Origin of the sequence: Sphaerospermopsis sp. FACHB-1094 (assembly GCF_014696195.1) — a bacterium.
GTDB classification, from domain to species: domain Bacteria; phylum Cyanobacteriota; class Cyanobacteriia; order Cyanobacteriales; family Nostocaceae; genus Sphaerospermopsis; species Sphaerospermopsis kisseleviana.
This window is the reverse complement of the sequence record NZ_JACJPT010000003.1, coordinates 1-18,032: the sequence shown is the minus strand read 5'-3', so window position 1 is coordinate 18,032 and position 18,032 is coordinate 1. Positions and strand designations below refer to the sequence as shown.

General features: G+C 35.7%; 18 protein-coding genes and 4 pseudogenes. 14 read left to right on the top strand and 8 right to left on the bottom strand.

The window, feature by feature from the left end; all coding sequences use genetic code 11:
• Positions 1 to 152: 152 nt before the first annotated feature.
• A pseudogene (locus H6F47_RS01315) lies at positions 153 to 1,253 on the bottom strand (nickel-dependent hydrogenase large subunit); the annotation flags it as partial.
• A gap of 250 nt (positions 1,254 to 1,503) precedes the next feature.
• Here H6F47_RS01315 and H6F47_RS01310 point away from each other — a divergent pair.
• The 5 genes and pseudogenes from H6F47_RS01310 to H6F47_RS01290 all read left to right on the top strand — a co-directional run bounded on the left by H6F47_RS01310 (position 1,504) and on the right by H6F47_RS01290 (position 6,581).
• A pseudogene (locus tag H6F47_RS01310) lies at positions 1,504 to 2,922 on the top strand (tyrosine-type recombinase/integrase).
• Positions 2,923 to 3,056: 134 nt separating this feature from the next.
• The gene (locus H6F47_RS01305; RefSeq protein ID WP_190647394.1) at positions 3,057 to 5,234 is read left to right on the top strand and encodes a hypothetical protein; all 2,178 of its coding nucleotides are present in this window, start codon (positions 3,057 to 3,059) and stop codon (positions 5,232 to 5,234) included.
• 130 nt (positions 5,235 to 5,364) lie between these two features.
• Positions 5,365 to 5,595: pseudogene (locus H6F47_RS28770) on the top strand (hypothetical protein).
• 132 nt (positions 5,596 to 5,727) lie between these two features.
• On the top strand, positions 5,728 to 6,279 hold the full coding sequence (locus H6F47_RS01295) for a DUF6036 family nucleotidyltransferase (RefSeq protein WP_096570898.1): 552 nt from the start codon (positions 5,728 to 5,730) through the stop codon (positions 6,277 to 6,279).
• The gene (locus tag H6F47_RS01290) at positions 6,276 to 6,581 is read left to right on the top strand and encodes a hypothetical protein (protein ID WP_096570896.1); all 306 of its coding nucleotides are present in this window, start codon (positions 6,276 to 6,278) and stop codon (positions 6,579 to 6,581) included. The genes H6F47_RS01295 and H6F47_RS01290 overlap by 4 nt, the downstream gene beginning before the upstream one ends.
• 22 nt (positions 6,582 to 6,603) lie before the next feature.
• On the opposite strand, the gene H6F47_RS01285 is transcribed toward H6F47_RS01290, so the two are convergent.
• A complete protein-coding gene (locus tag H6F47_RS01285; RefSeq protein WP_096570894.1) occupies positions 6,604 to 6,789 on the bottom strand; it encodes a hypothetical protein in 186 nt (61 codons plus the stop codon).
• Between the two features lie 120 nt (positions 6,790 to 6,909).
• Here H6F47_RS01285 and H6F47_RS01280 point away from each other — a divergent pair, with 120 nt between their 5' ends.
• The 4 genes from H6F47_RS01280 to H6F47_RS01265 all read left to right on the top strand — a co-directional run bounded on the left by H6F47_RS01280 (position 6,910) and on the right by H6F47_RS01265 (position 8,307).
• The gene (locus tag H6F47_RS01280) at positions 6,910 to 7,095 is read left to right on the top strand and encodes a hypothetical protein (RefSeq protein ID WP_190647392.1); all 186 of its coding nucleotides are present in this window, start codon (positions 6,910 to 6,912) and stop codon (positions 7,093 to 7,095) included.
• Positions 7,096 to 7,298: 203 nt separating this feature from the next.
• Positions 7,299 to 7,520 (top strand): hypothetical protein, encoded by a 222-nt coding sequence (locus H6F47_RS01275; RefSeq protein WP_190346903.1) that lies wholly within the window; start codon positions 7,299 to 7,301, stop codon positions 7,518 to 7,520.
• Positions 7,498 to 7,755 (top strand): hypothetical protein, encoded by a 258-nt coding sequence (locus H6F47_RS01270; RefSeq protein WP_190346904.1) that lies wholly within the window; start codon positions 7,498 to 7,500, stop codon positions 7,753 to 7,755. The genes H6F47_RS01275 and H6F47_RS01270 overlap by 23 nt, the downstream gene beginning before the upstream one ends.
• 309 nt (positions 7,756 to 8,064) lie before the next feature.
• Positions 8,065 to 8,307, top strand: a complete 243-nt coding sequence (locus tag H6F47_RS01265) for a hypothetical protein (protein WP_137668693.1) — start codon at positions 8,065 to 8,067, stop codon at positions 8,305 to 8,307.
• Between the two features lie 491 nt (positions 8,308 to 8,798).
• Here H6F47_RS01265 and H6F47_RS01260 read toward each other — a convergent pair whose 3' ends face one another.
• Together H6F47_RS01260 and H6F47_RS01255 are read right to left on the bottom strand one after the other, a co-directional pair.
• Positions 8,799 to 9,044 (bottom strand): DUF5615 family PIN-like protein, encoded by a 246-nt coding sequence (locus H6F47_RS01260; protein ID WP_242027306.1) that lies wholly within the window; start codon positions 9,042 to 9,044, stop codon positions 8,799 to 8,801.
• Positions 9,041 to 9,271, bottom strand: coding sequence for a DUF433 domain-containing protein (locus H6F47_RS01255; protein WP_027402180.1), 231 nt, complete (start codon positions 9,269 to 9,271; stop codon positions 9,041 to 9,043). Before H6F47_RS01255 ends, H6F47_RS01260 begins: the two co-directional genes overlap by 4 nt.
• Before the next feature lie 262 nt (positions 9,272 to 9,533).
• Between H6F47_RS01255 and H6F47_RS01250 the strand changes: the two genes are divergently transcribed.
• Together H6F47_RS01250 and H6F47_RS01245 are read left to right on the top strand one after the other, a co-directional pair.
• Positions 9,534 to 9,875: a hypothetical protein gene (locus tag H6F47_RS01250; protein ID WP_190647390.1), complete on the top strand. Its 342-nt coding sequence runs from the start codon at positions 9,534 to 9,536 to the stop codon at positions 9,873 to 9,875.
• A gap of 4 nt (positions 9,876 to 9,879) precedes the next feature.
• Positions 9,880 to 10,203: an RNA-binding protein gene (locus H6F47_RS01245; protein ID WP_137668684.1), complete on the top strand. Its 324-nt coding sequence runs from the start codon at positions 9,880 to 9,882 to the stop codon at positions 10,201 to 10,203.
• 53 nt (positions 10,204 to 10,256) lie between these two features.
• Here H6F47_RS01245 and H6F47_RS01240 read toward each other — a convergent pair whose 3' ends face one another.
• Both H6F47_RS01240 and H6F47_RS01235 read right to left on the bottom strand, forming a co-directional pair.
• On the bottom strand, positions 10,257 to 10,625 hold the full coding sequence (locus tag H6F47_RS01240) for a hypothetical protein (RefSeq protein ID WP_190647387.1): 369 nt from the start codon (positions 10,623 to 10,625) through the stop codon (positions 10,257 to 10,259).
• A 23-nt stretch (positions 10,626 to 10,648) separates the two neighbouring features.
• On the bottom strand, positions 10,649 to 10,837 hold the full coding sequence (locus H6F47_RS01235; RefSeq protein ID WP_217359423.1) for a papain fold toxin domain-containing protein: 189 nt from the start codon (positions 10,835 to 10,837) through the stop codon (positions 10,649 to 10,651).
• A gap of 443 nt (positions 10,838 to 11,280) precedes the next feature.
• Between H6F47_RS01235 and H6F47_RS01230 the strand changes: the two genes are divergently transcribed.
• Positions 11,281 to 11,871 carry a Uma2 family endonuclease gene (locus tag H6F47_RS01230; protein WP_137668981.1) on the top strand — a complete coding sequence of 197 codons (591 nt, stop codon included), beginning with the start codon at positions 11,281 to 11,283 and terminating at the stop codon, positions 11,869 to 11,871.
• 189 nt (positions 11,872 to 12,060) lie between these two features.
• On the opposite strand, the gene H6F47_RS01225 is transcribed toward H6F47_RS01230, so the two are convergent.
• A complete protein-coding gene (locus H6F47_RS01225) occupies positions 12,061 to 12,495 on the bottom strand; it encodes a hypothetical protein (RefSeq protein WP_137668980.1) in 435 nt (144 codons plus the stop codon).
• Between the two features lie 623 nt (positions 12,496 to 13,118).
• Here H6F47_RS01225 and H6F47_RS01220 point away from each other — a divergent pair.
• Both H6F47_RS01220 and H6F47_RS01215 read left to right on the top strand, forming a co-directional pair.
• On the top strand, positions 13,119 to 14,579 hold the full coding sequence (locus H6F47_RS01220) for an AAA family ATPase (protein WP_137668979.1): 1,461 nt from the start codon (positions 13,119 to 13,121) through the stop codon (positions 14,577 to 14,579).
• Complete coding sequence (locus H6F47_RS01215) at positions 14,576 to 17,770, top strand: hypothetical protein (protein ID WP_137668978.1); 3,195 nt, start codon at positions 14,576 to 14,578, stop codon at positions 17,768 to 17,770. The genes H6F47_RS01220 and H6F47_RS01215 overlap by 4 nt, the downstream gene beginning before the upstream one ends.
• A 27-nt stretch (positions 17,771 to 17,797) precedes the next feature.
• Here the strand turns inward: H6F47_RS01215 and H6F47_RS01210 are convergent.
• Positions 17,798 to 18,032, bottom strand: a pseudogene (locus H6F47_RS01210) (ATP-binding protein); the annotation flags it as partial.

Genomic DNA, 18,032 nt, shown 5'->3' with positions numbered 1-18,032 from the left:
TGGGGACTATAAAACACATACTAGAGATGTTACATTGAAAAATGTGTTAAATTGATAGAAATATAATAGGCTATTCGGCAAAAAATAAATCAATCTCAAAGTTAAATCAGGTGGGAAAAACCCACCCTATAAAACATAACTCAAAACATAAATTAAGCAGTGCGAAAACGGGCTAATTCTTTTCCTGTTTTAGCATCATGGGCGTGAACAGTACACACCAAACATGAATCAAAAGAACGGGCAACATGGCCAACTTCTACAGGATCATTAGGATCAGCAATAGGTGTACCTATTAACGCTTCTTCCACAGGTCCACGTTTACCAGCACCGTCACGGGGTCCAATATTCCAAGTTCCGGGGGCAATAACTTGGTATTGTTTAATCTTACCTTGTTCTATTTCCACCCAGTGACACAAAGCGCCCCTTGCTGCTTCTGTTGCACCCCAACCTTTACCGTCTTTTTCTTGGGGTTTAATATACCAGGGTTCGTTTAATTTGAACTCCTTCAAACAACGTTCCGCTTGCCGATATAATTTGACTAATTCGTGAACTCTCGCTAGTTGTCTGAGGTGAACATTTGCACCGCCCATTTTTTTGAAGACATCTAAAATAAATGGGTCATAATGTTGCCATGACTCTCCATGTTTTCCACCTGCAACTAATTGACGTGCTAAAGGTCCAGCTTCTAATCTTCCTAAGTCTTGGTGTAATACTGCACTTGACCAAGAATATGCACCTTCAAAATCTTTTTGGTTTTTGATAGTTGGGGACGTTTTGCGATCGCTCGGATGCCAATCTTGAGTACCTTCATTATACCAAGAATGGGTTAAATTTTCCCGTGCAAAAGCCTGATCCATCAATCTATGAGTATCTTTACAACCATCGTAAACACCGCTTTTCATAATTACCGCAGCGTTACGTCCTTCAATGGTAGGTTTATTATATCTATCCTCATGGGGTAAATATCCCCAAGTGACAAATTTACCCACACCTACACCATATCTATCTAACCCGATATCTAGACCCATACGCCAGTATAAACCTAAGTCAGATTCTCGGTGTTTGATATCTTCATTTAACCATTTTTGGAAATCCTCATAAGATTGAATTTCCTCATATCTTTCTAAAGAACATCCTAACCAAACTGGTTCTAACCAATTGGTGCGGAAATATTCTAAAATCCCCCAAGCACGGGTAATATCAGTTAAGGTGGGGGCGCACATCACACCACCAGGAACCATATAACTGCTATGGGAACAGGTGATATGCTGAAAATGTTACTAAAGAACTTATTTTTTCAGGTAATTTTGCTCAGTCATAACATTTTATTTTCACTATTTCAGCTTTTATAAATAAGTGAATATTTAGGGAATAAGTCAGTAAAATCAGGGAAATTGCGTAGGCGCAGCCCGCCGCAGGCATCGCCAAAAGTTAATATCGGAAACCTATCCCCCATCTCTACATAAGGATGCAAATACAGACTCCGGGGACTGGTTCGCAGATATGTTTGCAGATTTTGTATAGATTTTGAACCGCAGAACACTACAGACGGTAGGTATAGGGAATGGCGAAAATAAAAGCAACAGAATTACAGTATCAAGCAGTTTTTGAACAGAAGTTAATTGAAGCTAATAGTAATTTAAAAAGAGAGAGAATTAAAGTTAGTATTAAACAAACTGGAAATTCTCTGCAATTACGAGCTACATTACCTTTAAAACCAGGTGATCAAAGTGTAGGTAAACAGAAAAAACAGTATGATTTATCTCTAGGAATACCCGCAAATTTAGAGGGTTTAAAAACTGCAATTGAGGAAAGTTACGAGTTGGGTAAATTAATTGCTCGTCATACTTTCCAGTGGAATGATAAGTATTTAGGAATTAAATCTAGAGAGAAGCAAGAGATCAAAACAATTGGGAAATTATTAGATACCTTTGAGGAAAAATATTATCAAACTCGTCAGAAAACCATCACCAGTGAAAATACTTTTGCTAACTATATATCTGTGATTAAAAGAAATTTTGATTTAACAACTTTAGCTACTAAAGAAAATTTTGAGGAAGTGATTAATTCAGTTAATGGTAATAAAAAAAATGAATTAATTGCGGTAAGTTCAGTTTTGATAAAAACTTTTAATTTAGGATTTCAATTGGATGTTAAACGAGATCATGTCACTCCTGCTTATCGAGAAATACCCGATGATGAAAAAATTATATCTGCTTTTGAACTCTTTGAAAAATTCGCCGTCAACCGCAAAAATACAAATATTACTGATGAAATAGACACTTGGGAAATGTGGCGATGGGTATATGGAATGTTGGCAACTTATGGGTTAAGACCAAGGGAATTATTTGTAGAACCGGATATTAATTGGTGGATGTCTCCCCAAAATCTAGATCATACTTGGAAGGTGAATAAAAATACAAAGACTGGATATAGAGAAGTTATTCCTTTTGTGACTGAATGGGTGGAATTATTTGATTTAAAAAATCCCAAACCATTAAATATTTTAGCAAAAAAACTTGAAAAAATTGCTTCTGTACAAAATATTAATTGGATGCGAAGAGATATATCCAGATGGTTTAGAAAAGTGGGAATTGAATTTCAACCTTATGATTTACGCCATGCTTGTGCAATTAGAGCGCATCTTCAGGGAATACCAATTAAAGCAGCAGCAGATAATTTAGGTCATACTGTTGATGAACATACAAAGACTTATCAAAGATGGTTTGGGATTGAAAACCGGAAAAAAGCCTTTGGTGAGGTAATTAGTCAAAGGTCGTTAATTGAGTTGCAGAAGAATGAGATTTTGGCGTTAAGGATGGAGAATGAAAGGTTAAGGTTGGAGGTGGAAAGGTGGAAATTGTTGGGGAATACAAGAATAAAAATGTAGAGGAGTGCAAACAACTTTATCACCACGATTAAGAATTTGGGTATAAATCATGGTGGTTGTGTAGCTTAACTTTGAATTCTCCCTATTTTATTTGTCAGGCAATGCTGTATAATATGGATCAATCAGAGAACAGAGTCATTGGTTCACGGAAGGGGAAAGATGAACTATGCAAAAGGAAAACAAGAAAATATCCTTACTCGATATTGAATTTTGGGTGGATTACTCTATATCTAGATTTATTTTGACTGTTCCCGCACTAACTCTCTGCTTGGTCGTTGCGATTTTATCCATCGGTATCAATGATATTGTTGGTGTAGTGTTTAATCGCTTTCCCGTGTCTACCGCGTCATCGGTACAATATTTTTTTGCTTTCCTACGATCTAATATACCAATCATTAGAGTCGTTTTAGTTATCCCCTTACTACTGTTCGTAAATCCCAAATTTCGAGAGTTAACACCCACTGAAATTACTATTGCCAGTCTCGTTGCGATCGGAGGCGGGTATTTCCTCGATCTATTGCCAGTCGAGACAGCTAATGGATTAATTCCCTCAGCATTCCTGCTTTTATGGTGCGTAGCTTGGGGGATTATCCAGTACGATTATCAGCAAAAATATAATAAAGAATTAGAAATTCGAGAATATTGGACTAAAAAGCGTATTCAAGAATTGAACAAACAATATGAAGACTTGCAAGCAGCAGAAGATTCAATAGCTAATGATTTAGCGTCTTTACAACACAAATATAATCTAGCAATTATTAAGGAAAAAGAGTTAAGTATTTTATTCATTCCTTCATTTGGCCAACTTATTTCAAGAATAAGTAATAGGAATATTAGTAATGAATTATTATATGTGCCTTCTTTTTTTCCGGCAGAAATAGAAACACAATTAGAAATGGTAGGAAAAATATACGAAGAATCACCAACGGAAATTGAAGAAGAATTACTAAATGAATACAGAAATAGTAGAACAAGTTCATCATATAGATATAGTGAGTATAGAACAAGTTCATTATTCTCCTTGGAAGAAAAAGAATTTAAAGAAGAAATTAAAAGACAATTAGAAAGAATAAAAAAAATCAACAGTAGCTCACAAAGTGAAATTGAAAAAATCTTACGAGAACAATATGAAAACTTGAGTTTTTCTCATATTCTTGATTTTTTAAATGAAGAATCTTCAAAGCTTCAAATTCAATCATTTCCTGTCGATAAATTGATGGAATTATGGTTTAAAAAGATGAAAAATCAAGAAGATATAGCTTTAAAATATAAACTGAGAATATTTTTGAATTCATCCACCTTTAAGATACCGTTCGACATTAGAAAAATCACCCTGAAATCCTCTAGGGACACACTGCGATTTTTGTTTGTTATTTCACTTCAAGCCTCAATCTTTTATGTTGTGAATTTCTGGATTTCAAGCCGAATCAAAGATTATTATCATTATTTTTTGGTTGGAAGTTTGGTAGTTTATCTTGGCGTGATGGTATTTCATATAATCCATAGATGTTTGGTAGAAACTCCTGTCTTATCGGTCATTGAGAGGATGAGCGATTTTGCTTTCAATGGGCTTAAATGGCTTGATACTCCTTTTGAATATGCCATGTTTGTAAACAATTTGATCGCCGAAAAAGTTATACTTTTTACTGAGAGAAAATATACTGTATCGCTTCGCTCTCGCAACCCACTTGTTTTGATCTCCCTCGCGGTTGCCGATATTTCAATTACAACGATTCTGCTAACTATTCGTATCCTTATTTCAAGCCTGCGGATTGTGCTTAACTTTTTATGCTTTCTATTTTGTCAAGGGAGGATAATACTGACTACTATTGTGATAAGTCTAATTTCGATTATCGTCTTTATTTTTTATAGTATTATGCCATTTTGTGGATTGGTCTGGAATGTTTTCGTCGAGATCAGTATCTCTCTAGAGTCGAATCTAAGACGGCGTTACTTACAATGGGTTTTGTTAATCATTTGGGGTTTGAGTATTAACACGCTGGCCGGACTCACAGCGATTAGAATCTCTGGAACTTATCCCTGGATATCTTCGATCACTTTCGTCACACTTATTGTTTCTTATCTTGTCTTTATGTTTTACGGTACTTTAGCGAACCACCGGACGATTGAGGAGGAATGGAAGGATATCGACGAGCCATTAAGTAAAAGACTAGCATGGTCTGTCTTCGGTTTTCTAGTGATCTCTTGGGGATTGATCGGGATTGATCGAATTTTCCAAATCAACTATTTTAATCCGCAACCGGATCTGGTTGTCGGAACGATCATCCTGTTAGCTCTGACAATAATTGTATTTATCGCTGCTCTTGTTTCAGGATCAAAGTGAAGATGTAAGAATTGCGGTGCAGACAATACCTTACTCGAAAAACCCTGCGTTACTATTAGAACTAGAGGCGATCATTTTGAGAGCGACTGAGCCACCATATAATGTTAAAATCCATATCGAGTCCTAACCCATGCAAGTGAAACCTTCGGAGCAAATTTCATCCGATGATGCGGAAATTATTTTAAAACACTTACCAGACTGGATTCAGGATGCCTTGATTTCTCGTGCTAATGAAATTGATTATCCCGTTGAAGCAATAATTGAGATGGCGTTCACGTAGTGTCTCTGAAAGAGAATCGCCAGCTTTCTAGACACAGAGGCATTAAGTTTTGCCGACTGTAAGCCAGGGCGAGGTCAATAAATCTAATAAACATCTTTGCAAAGAGAAATCGCTCCACTTCCTTTTCCTGTGCTTCCTTAACTATTATTAAATGGGATGTTTACGGATAGGGAAGCGATCGCTCAACTTCCAAACAAATAAATCAATAAAAATATGCGTGAAAACATTGACACTCAAAAGTTAGAACGTCTGATGCAAGTCTTAGGTAGAGAAGCTCAGGGTTCAGGCTGCATCTACTTTACAGGAGGAGCTAGTGCGCTACTAATTGGATGGCGTAACTCCACAGTTGATGTTGATCTTCGTCTAGATCCTGAACCACCAGGCATTTTTCAAGCTATTGCCAAACTCAAACAAGAATTAAACATTAATATCGAATTAGCATCTCCCCAGGATTTCTTACCACCTCTTCCTGGATGGCGTGATAGAAGTGTATTCATTGGCAAACGAGGTCAAATTTCGTTTTATCACTATGATTTTACCGCCCAAGCTCTTGCTAAACTATCCAGGGGATTTGACCGTGATATTAAAGATATTGAAGCCATGTATAAACAGAAATTATTCTCTTTGAATGATTTACGGAATTGCTTTGAAGCGATCGCACCTGAACTAATCAGATTTCCCTCTCTAAACCCTGATATCCTTAGAAGTAGAATTGAGAAATTTATTGAACGTTGTGAAAATAACCTGGAGGAAAATCAATCATGAATCTTAATGAATTACCAGGTGCAGAAACAATATTACCTGGACTGAATGATCTTCACAATGGTGAATCTAATACAATTGGAGCATTATTAATTGCAATTGCCTCAACACGGTTATCTGAAGCAGGTTTAGATATCCCTAAAGATCACCTAGCACCAGAACCAGAGTTAACTTTATATGCTAATCTCCAAGATAAACAAGAGGATGCTTACAGTTACTATAATGCTTTGCTTAATCAACTAAATAGCTTTTGCAATGCTCTTGAATTAAGTTATAAATATCAGCCGTCTAAATTTACTGTTTAACATCTTTGAGAAAAGCGATCGCTCAATCTTTATTTTCTAGTGCTTCGTTAACTACTAAGTCGTAGGGCGACCAAATTGGATACTCTGAGGCAGAAAAGATCACTTGTAATTCAGCATTTGGGATTTGTTTTGCTAGGAGTTTCAAGAGTGATAATTTATCTGACTGACTCAGATTATTGACTAGAGGAATTAACTCAGCGAGTGACATATTTTAAATTTTTAGATATACAATAATACATTGATTATAAGCGATCTGTGAGGTAAAAATTAGAATTACTCCTCTCTACAAAGCTATAATGTGATTGAAGTCAAAAAACTATAACCTGAAATGTCAACCATTGAACAAATTGAAGCAGCTATTCTGACGCTTCCACCAGAGCAGTTTCAGCGACTCCGGCAATGGATCTTAGACATAGACTACCAGCGTTGGGATGAGCAGCTAGAACAAGACATCGCAGACGGCAAACTGGAGGCTTTAGCAGAAGAAGCGATCACTCAATTTCCTTTTTTGTGATTCCTTAACTGTGATTAACTGCGATCTCATGAGTAAGCGATCACCAATTCTGTGGGGTGCGTTAATGAAATGTAATGCACCTGATAAATTCACCATTAAACATCTTTAATAAGTGGGATCAGTCAAATAGCTACCATCTCAATAGCGTTTCAATGCTATAATTGGTAATAATATAGAAAAGTTCTTGAAATGTAAAATCTTATATGACTACTCTCCTAGAAGTTGAATCAGCAATCAAGCAATTGCCAGAGAGTGAAGTTCGTGATCTGGCAAAGTGGCTTCAAGAATATATTGATGAGATGTGGGATCGGCAAATTGAGGCAGATTTAGCATCAGGGAAATTAGATCGCCTTATTGCTCAGGCAGAAAAAGATATTGCAGCCAACAACGTGAGGGATCTTGATGAAATCCTTTGCAACGAGTGAGTTTTGGAAAACTTATGCTAATTTGTCACCTGAGATGCAAGAGCAAGCGCGGAAGGCTTATCAGCTTTGGCAGGAAAACTCACTTCATCCCTCTTTGCACTTCAAAAAAGTCAGTAAAAATCTTTGGTCTGCCCGTGTCACTGGTGGATATAGAGCCTTAGCCTTAAAAAAGGGTGACGATTATTATTGGATTTGGATCGGTAATCACGATGAATATGAAAGTCTTTTAAATTAGCCCGTTGTGGTAAGCCAGTTTGCCAATTCTATAGGGTGCGTTAATGAAATGTAACGCACCTTAATTTCTTAATATATTCCACCTAATTACCTTCTGGTTGCACGGAAGAAAGTGTTAAAATTAGACATCTCCAGAAAAGAAATTATGGAACTTATTTATGGGGGCAGGGCGAAGCTTATGGGATATCTATATCTCTGATTTTTCCGTTAAATTATCGCCCATAAGCTTCGCCCCTACAATTTATGACAAATTAATACATTCTGTTGTGGAGATGTCTATTGAACCCAATGATGTTTTGTGCCTGAAACCATGCGTGCGATTGAAACCACAGGTATCTTAAATAAACAAGGACAAATTCAGCTAGATCATCCCCTTCCCCAAGACAAAGCCAGTCGGGTGCGTATTATCCTGCTAATGCCAGAGGAGGATGATCTCAACGAACAAACCTGGTTAGATGCAGTCTCAACCAACCCTAGCTTTACTTTCCTCAACGATCCAGAAGAGGACATTTACACCCTCGAAGATGGGCAACCTGTAAACTATAAAAGGTAAGGTTGTTCTAATTCAAGAGAAACTTGATAGACTAATTTTTGTCTCGGATGAAAATTGTTCAATACTAAGTCAATTTCATAGATGGTAGTGCGATCGCTCTACTTCTTTTTTGTACTTCCTTAACTAGGGTTTGCTGAATAAACCTAAAACCTTGATATATCAAAGGTTAGAGGCTGATAAACACAGAAATTAGTGCAAGGGTTTTGAAGGGTATACCGGAAAAAGTGTGCATTTTTTGGGATTTCAAGAGATGGCAAAGAAATTTTCAAATCTTCTCCTGACTCCTGACTCCTGACTCCTGACTCCTATGCCCTCACGGAAAGACTTTCTCAGCAACCCCTAACTATTACTAAGTGCGATACCTACGGCGAGGGAAGCGATCGCTAGTTGTGGTTTAAGTGCGATTATGAGAGAGCAAGTAAGGATGAATTTTCATCTTCATAAAATAATTTGATTGTACTGAACTCCCGACGCAGTAAATTTTCAACTTGTCAGGTAGAACAGTTTCCCAGTCTAAGCCAGATGACTTTTGGAGGATTCCCAAACACTAAACTCAAATCGTGCATATCAGCATCTTTCGAGACGATTATCAAATCATTATCTTTTGCATAATTCCAAACTATCGGGTCTATTGTTGCTTTCATGCCTACATCCCGAACATGAAGCGGGCCTGGAAAAATATCGCTCAAACGGGTGGATAATTTGGGGGATAAGTTTTCATCAAATAGTAATTTCATGCTGATAAAGTCGAAATCATCAGCCGACGTTCACGATCAGCCGCATAAGCAATACAAGCCTTTAAATCTTCTCGCGTTAGATCGGGAAAATCATCAAGAATTTCCGCTTCCGTCATCTCAGAAGCTAGGTATTCAAGCACCTCATAAACTGTAATTCGCAAGCCACGTACACAAGGCTTACCACCGCGTTTATTGGGTTCGATTGTGATATAATCTCTGTAATTCATGATGTGGCGAGTGAATTTCTGCTAACTTATCTAATCTTACTATGTATTTCTGCTAAAAACCCAATAATTTCACTGTTAAACATCTTTGAGAAAAGCGATATCGCTCTACTTCCTTTTTTTGTACTTCCTTAACTATTATTAAATGCGATGTTTACGGATAGGGAAGCGATCGCTACTGATCAAAAATTTTGAATAGTTATGAAAATTGCTATATGTTATTATAATTACAAAAAAATCTTCTACTTAATAAATTTTCTTCTGTTTGAATACGATAAACACTATTACAATTTATAAAGCTACTCAAAAAGGCAAAGGACAAAATCTTGTAGAACACGGATTTCATCATGATGACTTTCCCTACCATCCTCCAACTGCTGACGGCAAATGCTACTTTGCAGCACCCAATAGTAGGAGTCTAGCAGAGGAATATCATCGGTATTACAAAGATGAGATTTTGGAAGTTACAATAGACTCAGAAATCTATGAACAATATTTCCAAGCCCTGGAAAAACCCTATCAAGGCACAGATAAATTTGAATTACCAGTTCCTCATCATTTGTTTCCTATCCTCAACCAATATCCAAGAGTATTAAAACCAAGGTAGTGCTATGAGCGATCAGTTTTGGCAAAAAATCAAATCTAAATATCGGTTAGGTGAACTGATTCACGGTAGAGTCGAGTATCATGCGCCATTTGGGATTTTTGTTAGTTTAGATGATGAAGTAGTGAAGGGTCTTGTTCAGATTACTGATTTTGTTGATAGTGGAGATATGACTCCAGAAATGTATCCAGATATTGGTTCACCTATTGGGGCTATTGTTGTTGGGTATACTGAAGATGAGCGCCATCAAATTTGGTTGAGTGTTAAGCCCAGTGTGTTACAGAAAGCATTGGTACATCTTAAAATTCCCGCAACAAGCGATCGATCATGAGCAGCATAACGAGCCAAATGTACACCAAACACACTAAGATTCACTGTTATTCTTCAGGCAGCTTTTTGAGAATTTTTAGAGGATGGTTCAGCTAGATTTGGTTCAATATCTTGGCTTTTGTCTCTTTGGATAAATTCATCTAGTAATTGAAAAAAGTAATCAAATGCAGCTTTTTCATCAATACAGGTGAGTAAAATAATTTTATCCCAAGCGTTAACAGTATGGATAGATAAGCGGTTTTGTAGCCAAGTTTGAAAGTTTTTATAAAAATCACTTTCAGTTTCAGTATTAGTAATACCTAATTCAGAACGAGAAAAGCGATATCCCAAAATAAACATCCGTAAATTACTGATAGATGCTATTCCCAAATATAAGCCTGGGTTGGTTTTAATTTTTTCGAGTAAATTAAATAATGCGCTCATTGAGATTAACTCCATTAAAATTTTCAAAATTCTTCTATCACTTCTATTTTAAACTCATTAGATAGAGATGTAAAATCTTGAATCCAGTCATCTGGGTATAGTCCTTGTGGGGAAAGATTGTCGAAAATTTTGCCAAAAACTTCAACACCGTAATGAACGCCATTTTCCGTAATAGTTTCAAAGCAACCTTGTTTTTCTAGGCGATAACTCAAAATTCAGCCGTCTAAATTTACCGTTTGGCAAAATGGAATTAGCATTATAAATGAGGACAATAAAATGTAATCCGACGATGGATAATTTGACGGCTATTTTCAATGTTTTGCGGAAAAAACTTAATGTTGATATTACAGTGAAGACAACGGTTATTTACCATTAAAAAATTACGGATGCTGGAAACTGATAACTGCGCCGTATTTTGGAATGGTAAGCTGTTACACAGCTAAATTGTATAATCCTAATATTCTAAACTCTTGTTTAACAGGCAAGATGCCTGTTCCACTTATATAAATTAAATGCACAACAGCTTAGTTCATATTTACCAAATTGATCATTTTTTACTCTCGGTTTCTATACTTGCATGATATTTTTTATGATAATATATTTTTAGATGATATCATATTGAACAAAATTCACTCTCTAAATTTGGGTTTAAATTATGATAACTACACTCATTGAACCAGAAGCAGAACCAATTTTAATTAGTGACTTAACCTGGAGAGAATTTAAAGCTGTTGAACAGCTAATTGATCGCCCAGGGTTAAGGTTATCTTTTTTAGATGGAGTTTTGGAGATTAGAAAAATGCCGGGTAAAAAACACGAAACTATCAAAGAACGTATTGGTGCTTTACTAGAAATTTATTTAGAATTTTTGGGATTAGATTTTACTCCTACTGGTTCTGTCACCTTAGAAAATGAATTTGAAAAGGTTAAAAGAGAAGGTGATAAATCCTATGAGTTGGGGGCAAATAGAAAGCATCCTGATTTAGTAATTGAGGTGGTTGTTAGTAGTGGAGGAATTAATAAACTGGAAGCATACAAACGGTTAAAAATTCCTGAAGTTTGGTTTTGGATGAATGATGAGTTATTGTTTTATAGTTTAGGAAATGAGGGATATGAGGCTGTTAGTAAATCGCAACTTTTACCGAGTTTAGATGTAGGTTTATTGATGCGTTGTATTGGTATAGAAAATCATGCTCAAGCACTGCGAGAATTTAGAGCAGGGATAAAAATTATTGAATCAACATAACAATATATAATGTTGATTTTTTAAGATTTTTTTTATCACCATAACTCCAATTTGTGAAAGCGATCGCCTTTGGGTAGTAAGCGATCGCTGTCATTTTATTTTTTATTTAGGGTTTGGGTAAAGAGAGAATGGAGAATAAACACTCCCTCTTTAAGTTTCAACTTAGTTAGTCAGTTTCAGCTATCACCGTCAAGCTGTTTGTTCCATGAAGTAGCTGTAGGCTCCATAGGCAATGGCTTCAATAATGGTCTCTTCTTCCGAGGAATCCTTTGAGTCTGTTCCATTGGGTGCATTACCTCCATTGAAGCTATCTTTGATAAGACGATAAATCAACTCGAAAAGGGCATCAGTAGTTAAATTATCTATCTGTTTTTTCACTTCGCCTTTTTTATCCTCAGCCACCATTGAAGAAACAGTGGATTGGACTAACTTAACCCCCCAATCAACAATTGTTGCATTAAGGCGAAATTTTACCTGAGGATAATGTTCGTCTAAAATCTTATTAGCCTTCTTGGCAGCGGCTTCACAGCCTTTAATAGTGATATAAGCAGTAAAAAAACCTACTGTTACTTTCCCAACACCTAATGTTACTTTCCCAATGAAGGGTAATAAGTGAATAGCCATTGTTCCTCCTTGATTGAATTGAGATGCTTGTGAAGTCGAGAGAATGGAGAATAACCACTCCCTCTTTAAGTTTCAAATTGGTTTACTGAGTTTAGGGTTTGGATTCGTTTCTTGGTGGCTGCGGTGGTGGTGGTGGCGTAGAACGACCAGCTGCAACCAGTGCGCCCAGTGTAGCAGCACATAAGCCGACGAGCTTTGCTACATTAGCCCATGACTTTTCTTCTGACATATTTTTTCCTCCCAATAGAGAGAATGTTGTTTTGATAGCCCCATTATGCGTTTCCCCCTGTCAGGCTGAGAAGAACCACTTCCGACAGGTTAAAGGACAGATTCGACAGATTCGACATATTGGAATACTCTGTCCTGTAGTTATTCACTCCCCCCCTCTAAAATTATCGAAACCCTTGATCTCTCGTTAAAGATAGGGGGGAGTGTGAACAGTTACTCTGTCCTTCGGCGCTAGTTTTGAAAGAGAGAAAACGTACTCTCCCAGAATTGCGCTATGCTGATACAAGATGTCAGACTCTCGTTGACTCAATCTCAAGTTAAACTTTTTTCAATCAGTCAAAGTTTTCGTGACGTATTTCTAAAGAACGTATTTTCAAAGAAAGGAACAATTAACCATGCCTAGATCTATTGGGATAACCGATGAAGGAAGGAGACTATTAAAAAGACGACTCAAAGAACTAGGTATTAATCAGACAGAATTGGCTCAAAAATGTTATTTATCTGAAAAAACTATAGAACGACTATTTCAGAAACGCAACATTGATCGAGCGAATCTTAAAGATGTTTGTGATTTTTTGGGAGTAACAGTTAGTGAAGTAGTCGATCCAGACGAATGGAATAGACTGCAAAATCCCGTTAATCCTCATAACCCAGCAGGAGAATTTAATCAAATTGAACAACATATTCCTAGACAGATTTTCAAAAATATTGTTGATGACAAGACAAGGGAATTTGTCGGAAGGGAATATATCTATGATCAAATTGATGAATATTTGAAAGATGAGAGTTTTCCTTCAGGCTATATTATTCTTAAAGGTGAGCCTGGTATTGGTAAAACAGCATTGATGGCGAAATTAGTCGAAGACAGAGAGTGGATTCATCATTTTGTCACTGAAGGAACTGATTCAACCGAAAGTTTTTTGGCTAGTATTTGTTCTCAACTGATTGTTAAATATGAATTACCTTATTCAAAATTGCCTGAATGTCAACCAGAACAAAGAATACTTACTTACAGAAATTTTATAGATGAAGATCTATTGCCACAAGCAATAGAAAAAGTGAAAGATAACAAAGAAGATAACACAGTAGTTATTTTAGTGGATGCTTTAGATGAAGCAAAGAGAAGTCCGTTAGATGGGGAGCTTAATATTCTTGGTTTGCCTAAAGCCTTACCTCAAGGTGTGTTTTTCATTGTTACTTCCCGTGAAGCAGACGATCAGAATTTCTATGTGAATAATAATAAACGAATAGATATCAAGGATGATGATGAAGATAATCTCAACGATGTTCGGCTATATGTCGAGAGTTACTTAAATGATCCTGGTGTAAGGCAACAAATCGAGAAATGGCAGGTTAGTGATGCTGATTTTGTCGAAAAGATCACTAAAAAAAGTGAAGGCAACTTCATGTATTTATTCTATGTAATGACAGATATTAAAGAGCAAAAACTCTCAGAAGATATTAAGGATAGTATTCATGATTTACCGCAAGGACTGAATGGATATTACAATAAGCATTGGGATTTTATGGAAAAATCTTATAAAGATAGATTCCGAGAAATAGATGAAAAGGTTATCAGAATTATCGCTGCTCTCCACACACCTGCTTCTATCTCATACATTGCGGAAATTAGTAAATTCCCAACCAATACAGTATCAGAAATTATTAACCTGTGGCGTAATTGTTTTAATGAAATAATAGAAAACAATAAACAGCACTATCGTATTTATCATCGAAGCTTTTATGATTTCTTAAAAAGAAAATTACACTTTGACGATATAACAAGTTTTGATACACAAGCAAATATGCTTATTGTTGAAAATATGTTAAATAAACTCCATAGGAGGAAAGCATGATAGTTTCTCAAAACAATCCTTTGGCTGAATTTGATCTATGTCAATTGGTAAAGTTAGCTTTCCATTTTATAAAAACGCCATATAAACAGGAACTTCATGAAATCCTTTCATTAACAACCGAAAAAGGACAGCACGCTTACCTAGAAGCTTTGGAGTCTGCTGTAGAGTCTGCTGTTTGTGCAAATAGTTTTTTAGAAAAAGATAGAAAAGATAGTTTTTTAGACAATATAATAGCAGCTTGGGAAGAAGTAGAAAAGGAATACATTAACGGTGAGTATCTATCAAAGTCAAAAGCAATTGCTCTTCAACTTCGTTATGCCTTAATTACTTCTTCATTTAGGACTTTTGCCAATGACTACTCCGATGAATTACTGGTATTTTTAGCAAAGAATAAGCGTTGGAAAGCAGAACAATGTCTTGCCTACATATCTCAACGACGTAATGATGATCAAGAATTTGAAATCTTAGCAAAAATTACTCCTTATTATCCAGAAAAGTTATTGTCCAAAGTATTAAAGTTAGCAGAATCAATTGACAGTGACTCAAAAGTATGGGCTATTATTGAGTTGCTGACTCACTTCCCTGAGAATCAGAGATTAAAACAATTATGTTTGGATAATCTTTCTTTAATCAATGACTTGGATTATCAGGTGGACGCATTGACTAGCATGGCTAAAGCGATTCCCGATTCTGATGATATTTTACTTCTTGCCTTAGAAAAAGTTAACGATATTAAAGAAGAATTAGAGCGTGTAAGTGCTTTAGAAAAAATTGCCTCTCTTGCTCCAAAAAGTCTTATTGTAATTGCTAATATCCTAAAAATAATTAAAGAATTATCAGACTTATCGCTACAAATTGAGAGTATTGAAAAAGTCCTTCCCTATGTTGATGATGTCTTTTTTCCTGAATTTATTACTGAAGTGACTAATAGTATGGATCTTGGACAAGACGAGATTTACTTGGCATCTCAATTTGCTAATATTCTAGCCATTGAGAGTTGCAATAGAAAACCAGAAGCAGAAGAACGCTTTAATATTTTAGCTCAAGCATTGTCTATGGTTTCATTGATTCCAGAGCCTAAGCACAAAGCCAAGGCACTTATACAGATAGGTCCGTACCTACCTAATGAGTTACTTCTTGATTATTTAGCCATTAGTAACGATATTGAAGAAAATGTTCTAGTTTTATGGGCAGTTCGTGACCATATCTCTGCTAATAATTTACCTGGCATCTTAGAATTACTCCTTCGTCTTCCTAGAGTGGATGGGGTAGAAGCAGAAATTCAAGAAGGATTTGAAACCTTTGGCAGAATTTACGAGTTTATCAAGCATATCGTTAAAATTTCAGTCTTACCTGTAGAAGTATGGTTTGAATTATTGGATGTTATTAAGGTATTTCCCAATCAATTTTGGATCTACTATGTTTTTGCACAAATTGCTCATCTTCTACCTGATGAACTACAAGAAAAGACAAGGGAAGTTGCCAACAGCATAGATGAAATAAGCATTAAAGATCTAACTTTCAAAATAGTAGCTAAACGATATCCTGAAATTTTACCTGACGTATTAAATTATGATAGTAGTCTTGCTAGTAGCTTGAAAGACTTGGCGATCGCTTATCCTAATAATCAAGAGTTATTAAATCAAGCCTTAAACGAGATTCGTATAAGCACTGATTACAAAGATAAAACTGAACAATTAGTAGAATTAGCTTTAAACTTTACCCATTTAGTTCCTGAAGCCTTAGAATGTGTTAAAAGACAAAAGGAAGAAATTTGGCGCAATCCAAATTTAGATAAGTTAATACCTGTAGCTAGTGCTGATCTTTTGGATGAAATATTAATTGTAGCAAGAGCTATAAATAACGATCACTTAGCTTTTTTAACTATTATCAAAAATTTGATTGTTCATGCGCCACAAGAATTTACACCTGAGATTTTTGATTTATTTTCTACTCTTTATGAAGATTCAGATAAACAAGAAGCTATTTGTTTATTGTGTCCTCATCTACCGATTGATTTATTTCCTCTTTTCTTAAATGAGATTGATAAAATCCATGATGAATATTATAAATGCCAAGCTTTGAACGAAGTTATTATTTCTTTAAAGGGTCAAATATTACCCAAATATCTCACAGAAATTTTATTGATTGTTCGCTCATTTAAGAAGCCTAAGTTTAGAGCAAAGTTACTGAGAAAAATTGCCAACTTTGCCCCTGATGTTTGGAGTGAAGCTGTTAGAGATGTTCGCCTAATTGAAAACGTTTCTGAGAAAGTCAAAGTTTTGACTGAATTCTTATCATTTTCTCCTAGTCTGCGTCAAGAAATGTTAGAAATTGCGTTAGGTATTGAGGATAGGGTTAAACGCGCTCTTGCTTTGGTTGAACTTGTTCCTTATGAGCAGAGCAATCAGCTAATAAATGACGTTTTTCAGATCGTTAATGATATTTCAGATATGAACAGAAAAGAGCGAGTTTTGGAAAAACTATTACCCTATTTATCAAATTCTGTTCGTCAGCAATTACTTCCAAAAGTTTTAAAGTTAACCTTACTCAACAAAGATAACAAAGCCGTAATTAATACAGGGATAGTATTACCCTATCTGTCTAGCAATCTGTTTGAACAGCTTCTTGATGATTTAGAACAGAGAAATTTTACTGATGATTCAGAGAAGAAAAACTTTATAATGAAACTTAATTTTGGAGCTTTTGCAGAATATGTTCCAGAAAAGTTAATGATTAGAACTTTGAAGTTATTTTCTGAAAATGGACGAGAACAAGTAGCCTATGAAAAAATTGCCCCACGCCTACCAGAAACTTTCAAATCAGAGGCTCTTGACATTGCTTTGGGTATAAAAAAACAATATATAAAAACAGAAGTTCTTAAAATTTTAGCCCGTGTTTTACCTGAAAACTTAATCTTAAGAACTCTAGAAGCAGTTGCATCTATGGAAGGAATTTCACAGGAAGAACGTGCGTTGCTTTGTAGCTCCATTGTTCCTGAAATAGCAGGTAATTATGCAGAGTATTTCTATTATCTATGGAGAGCAAGAATCTCTTCATATTCTTATAATCGTCAATCTTTATTGGAAGAAATTAACAATTTAATCCCCATAATGAAACAACTTTGGGGTGATGAGGTAATCACAGAGACAATACAGACTGTGAAATGGATTTTATATACTTTTCCGTAGCTTTAAGGTGTTGGAATAGATCAACATTTATGCTCTAATCACAGTAATTCTACATTGATTTTCTGTCATCACCACCTCAGTTGATAATCTTTCTTCCATTGGTAAAGCATTTTTCCGTCTATCAAAGATAAATAACCAACCAAAATCTAACCCTAAACGTGCTAAATAAGATTCTAATTGTTCAATTCCATCACCTTGAGGATCGCGTTTTTTATCCCGCCACACTTTCAATTCAATCCCTAAAATAACATCTTTATAACGC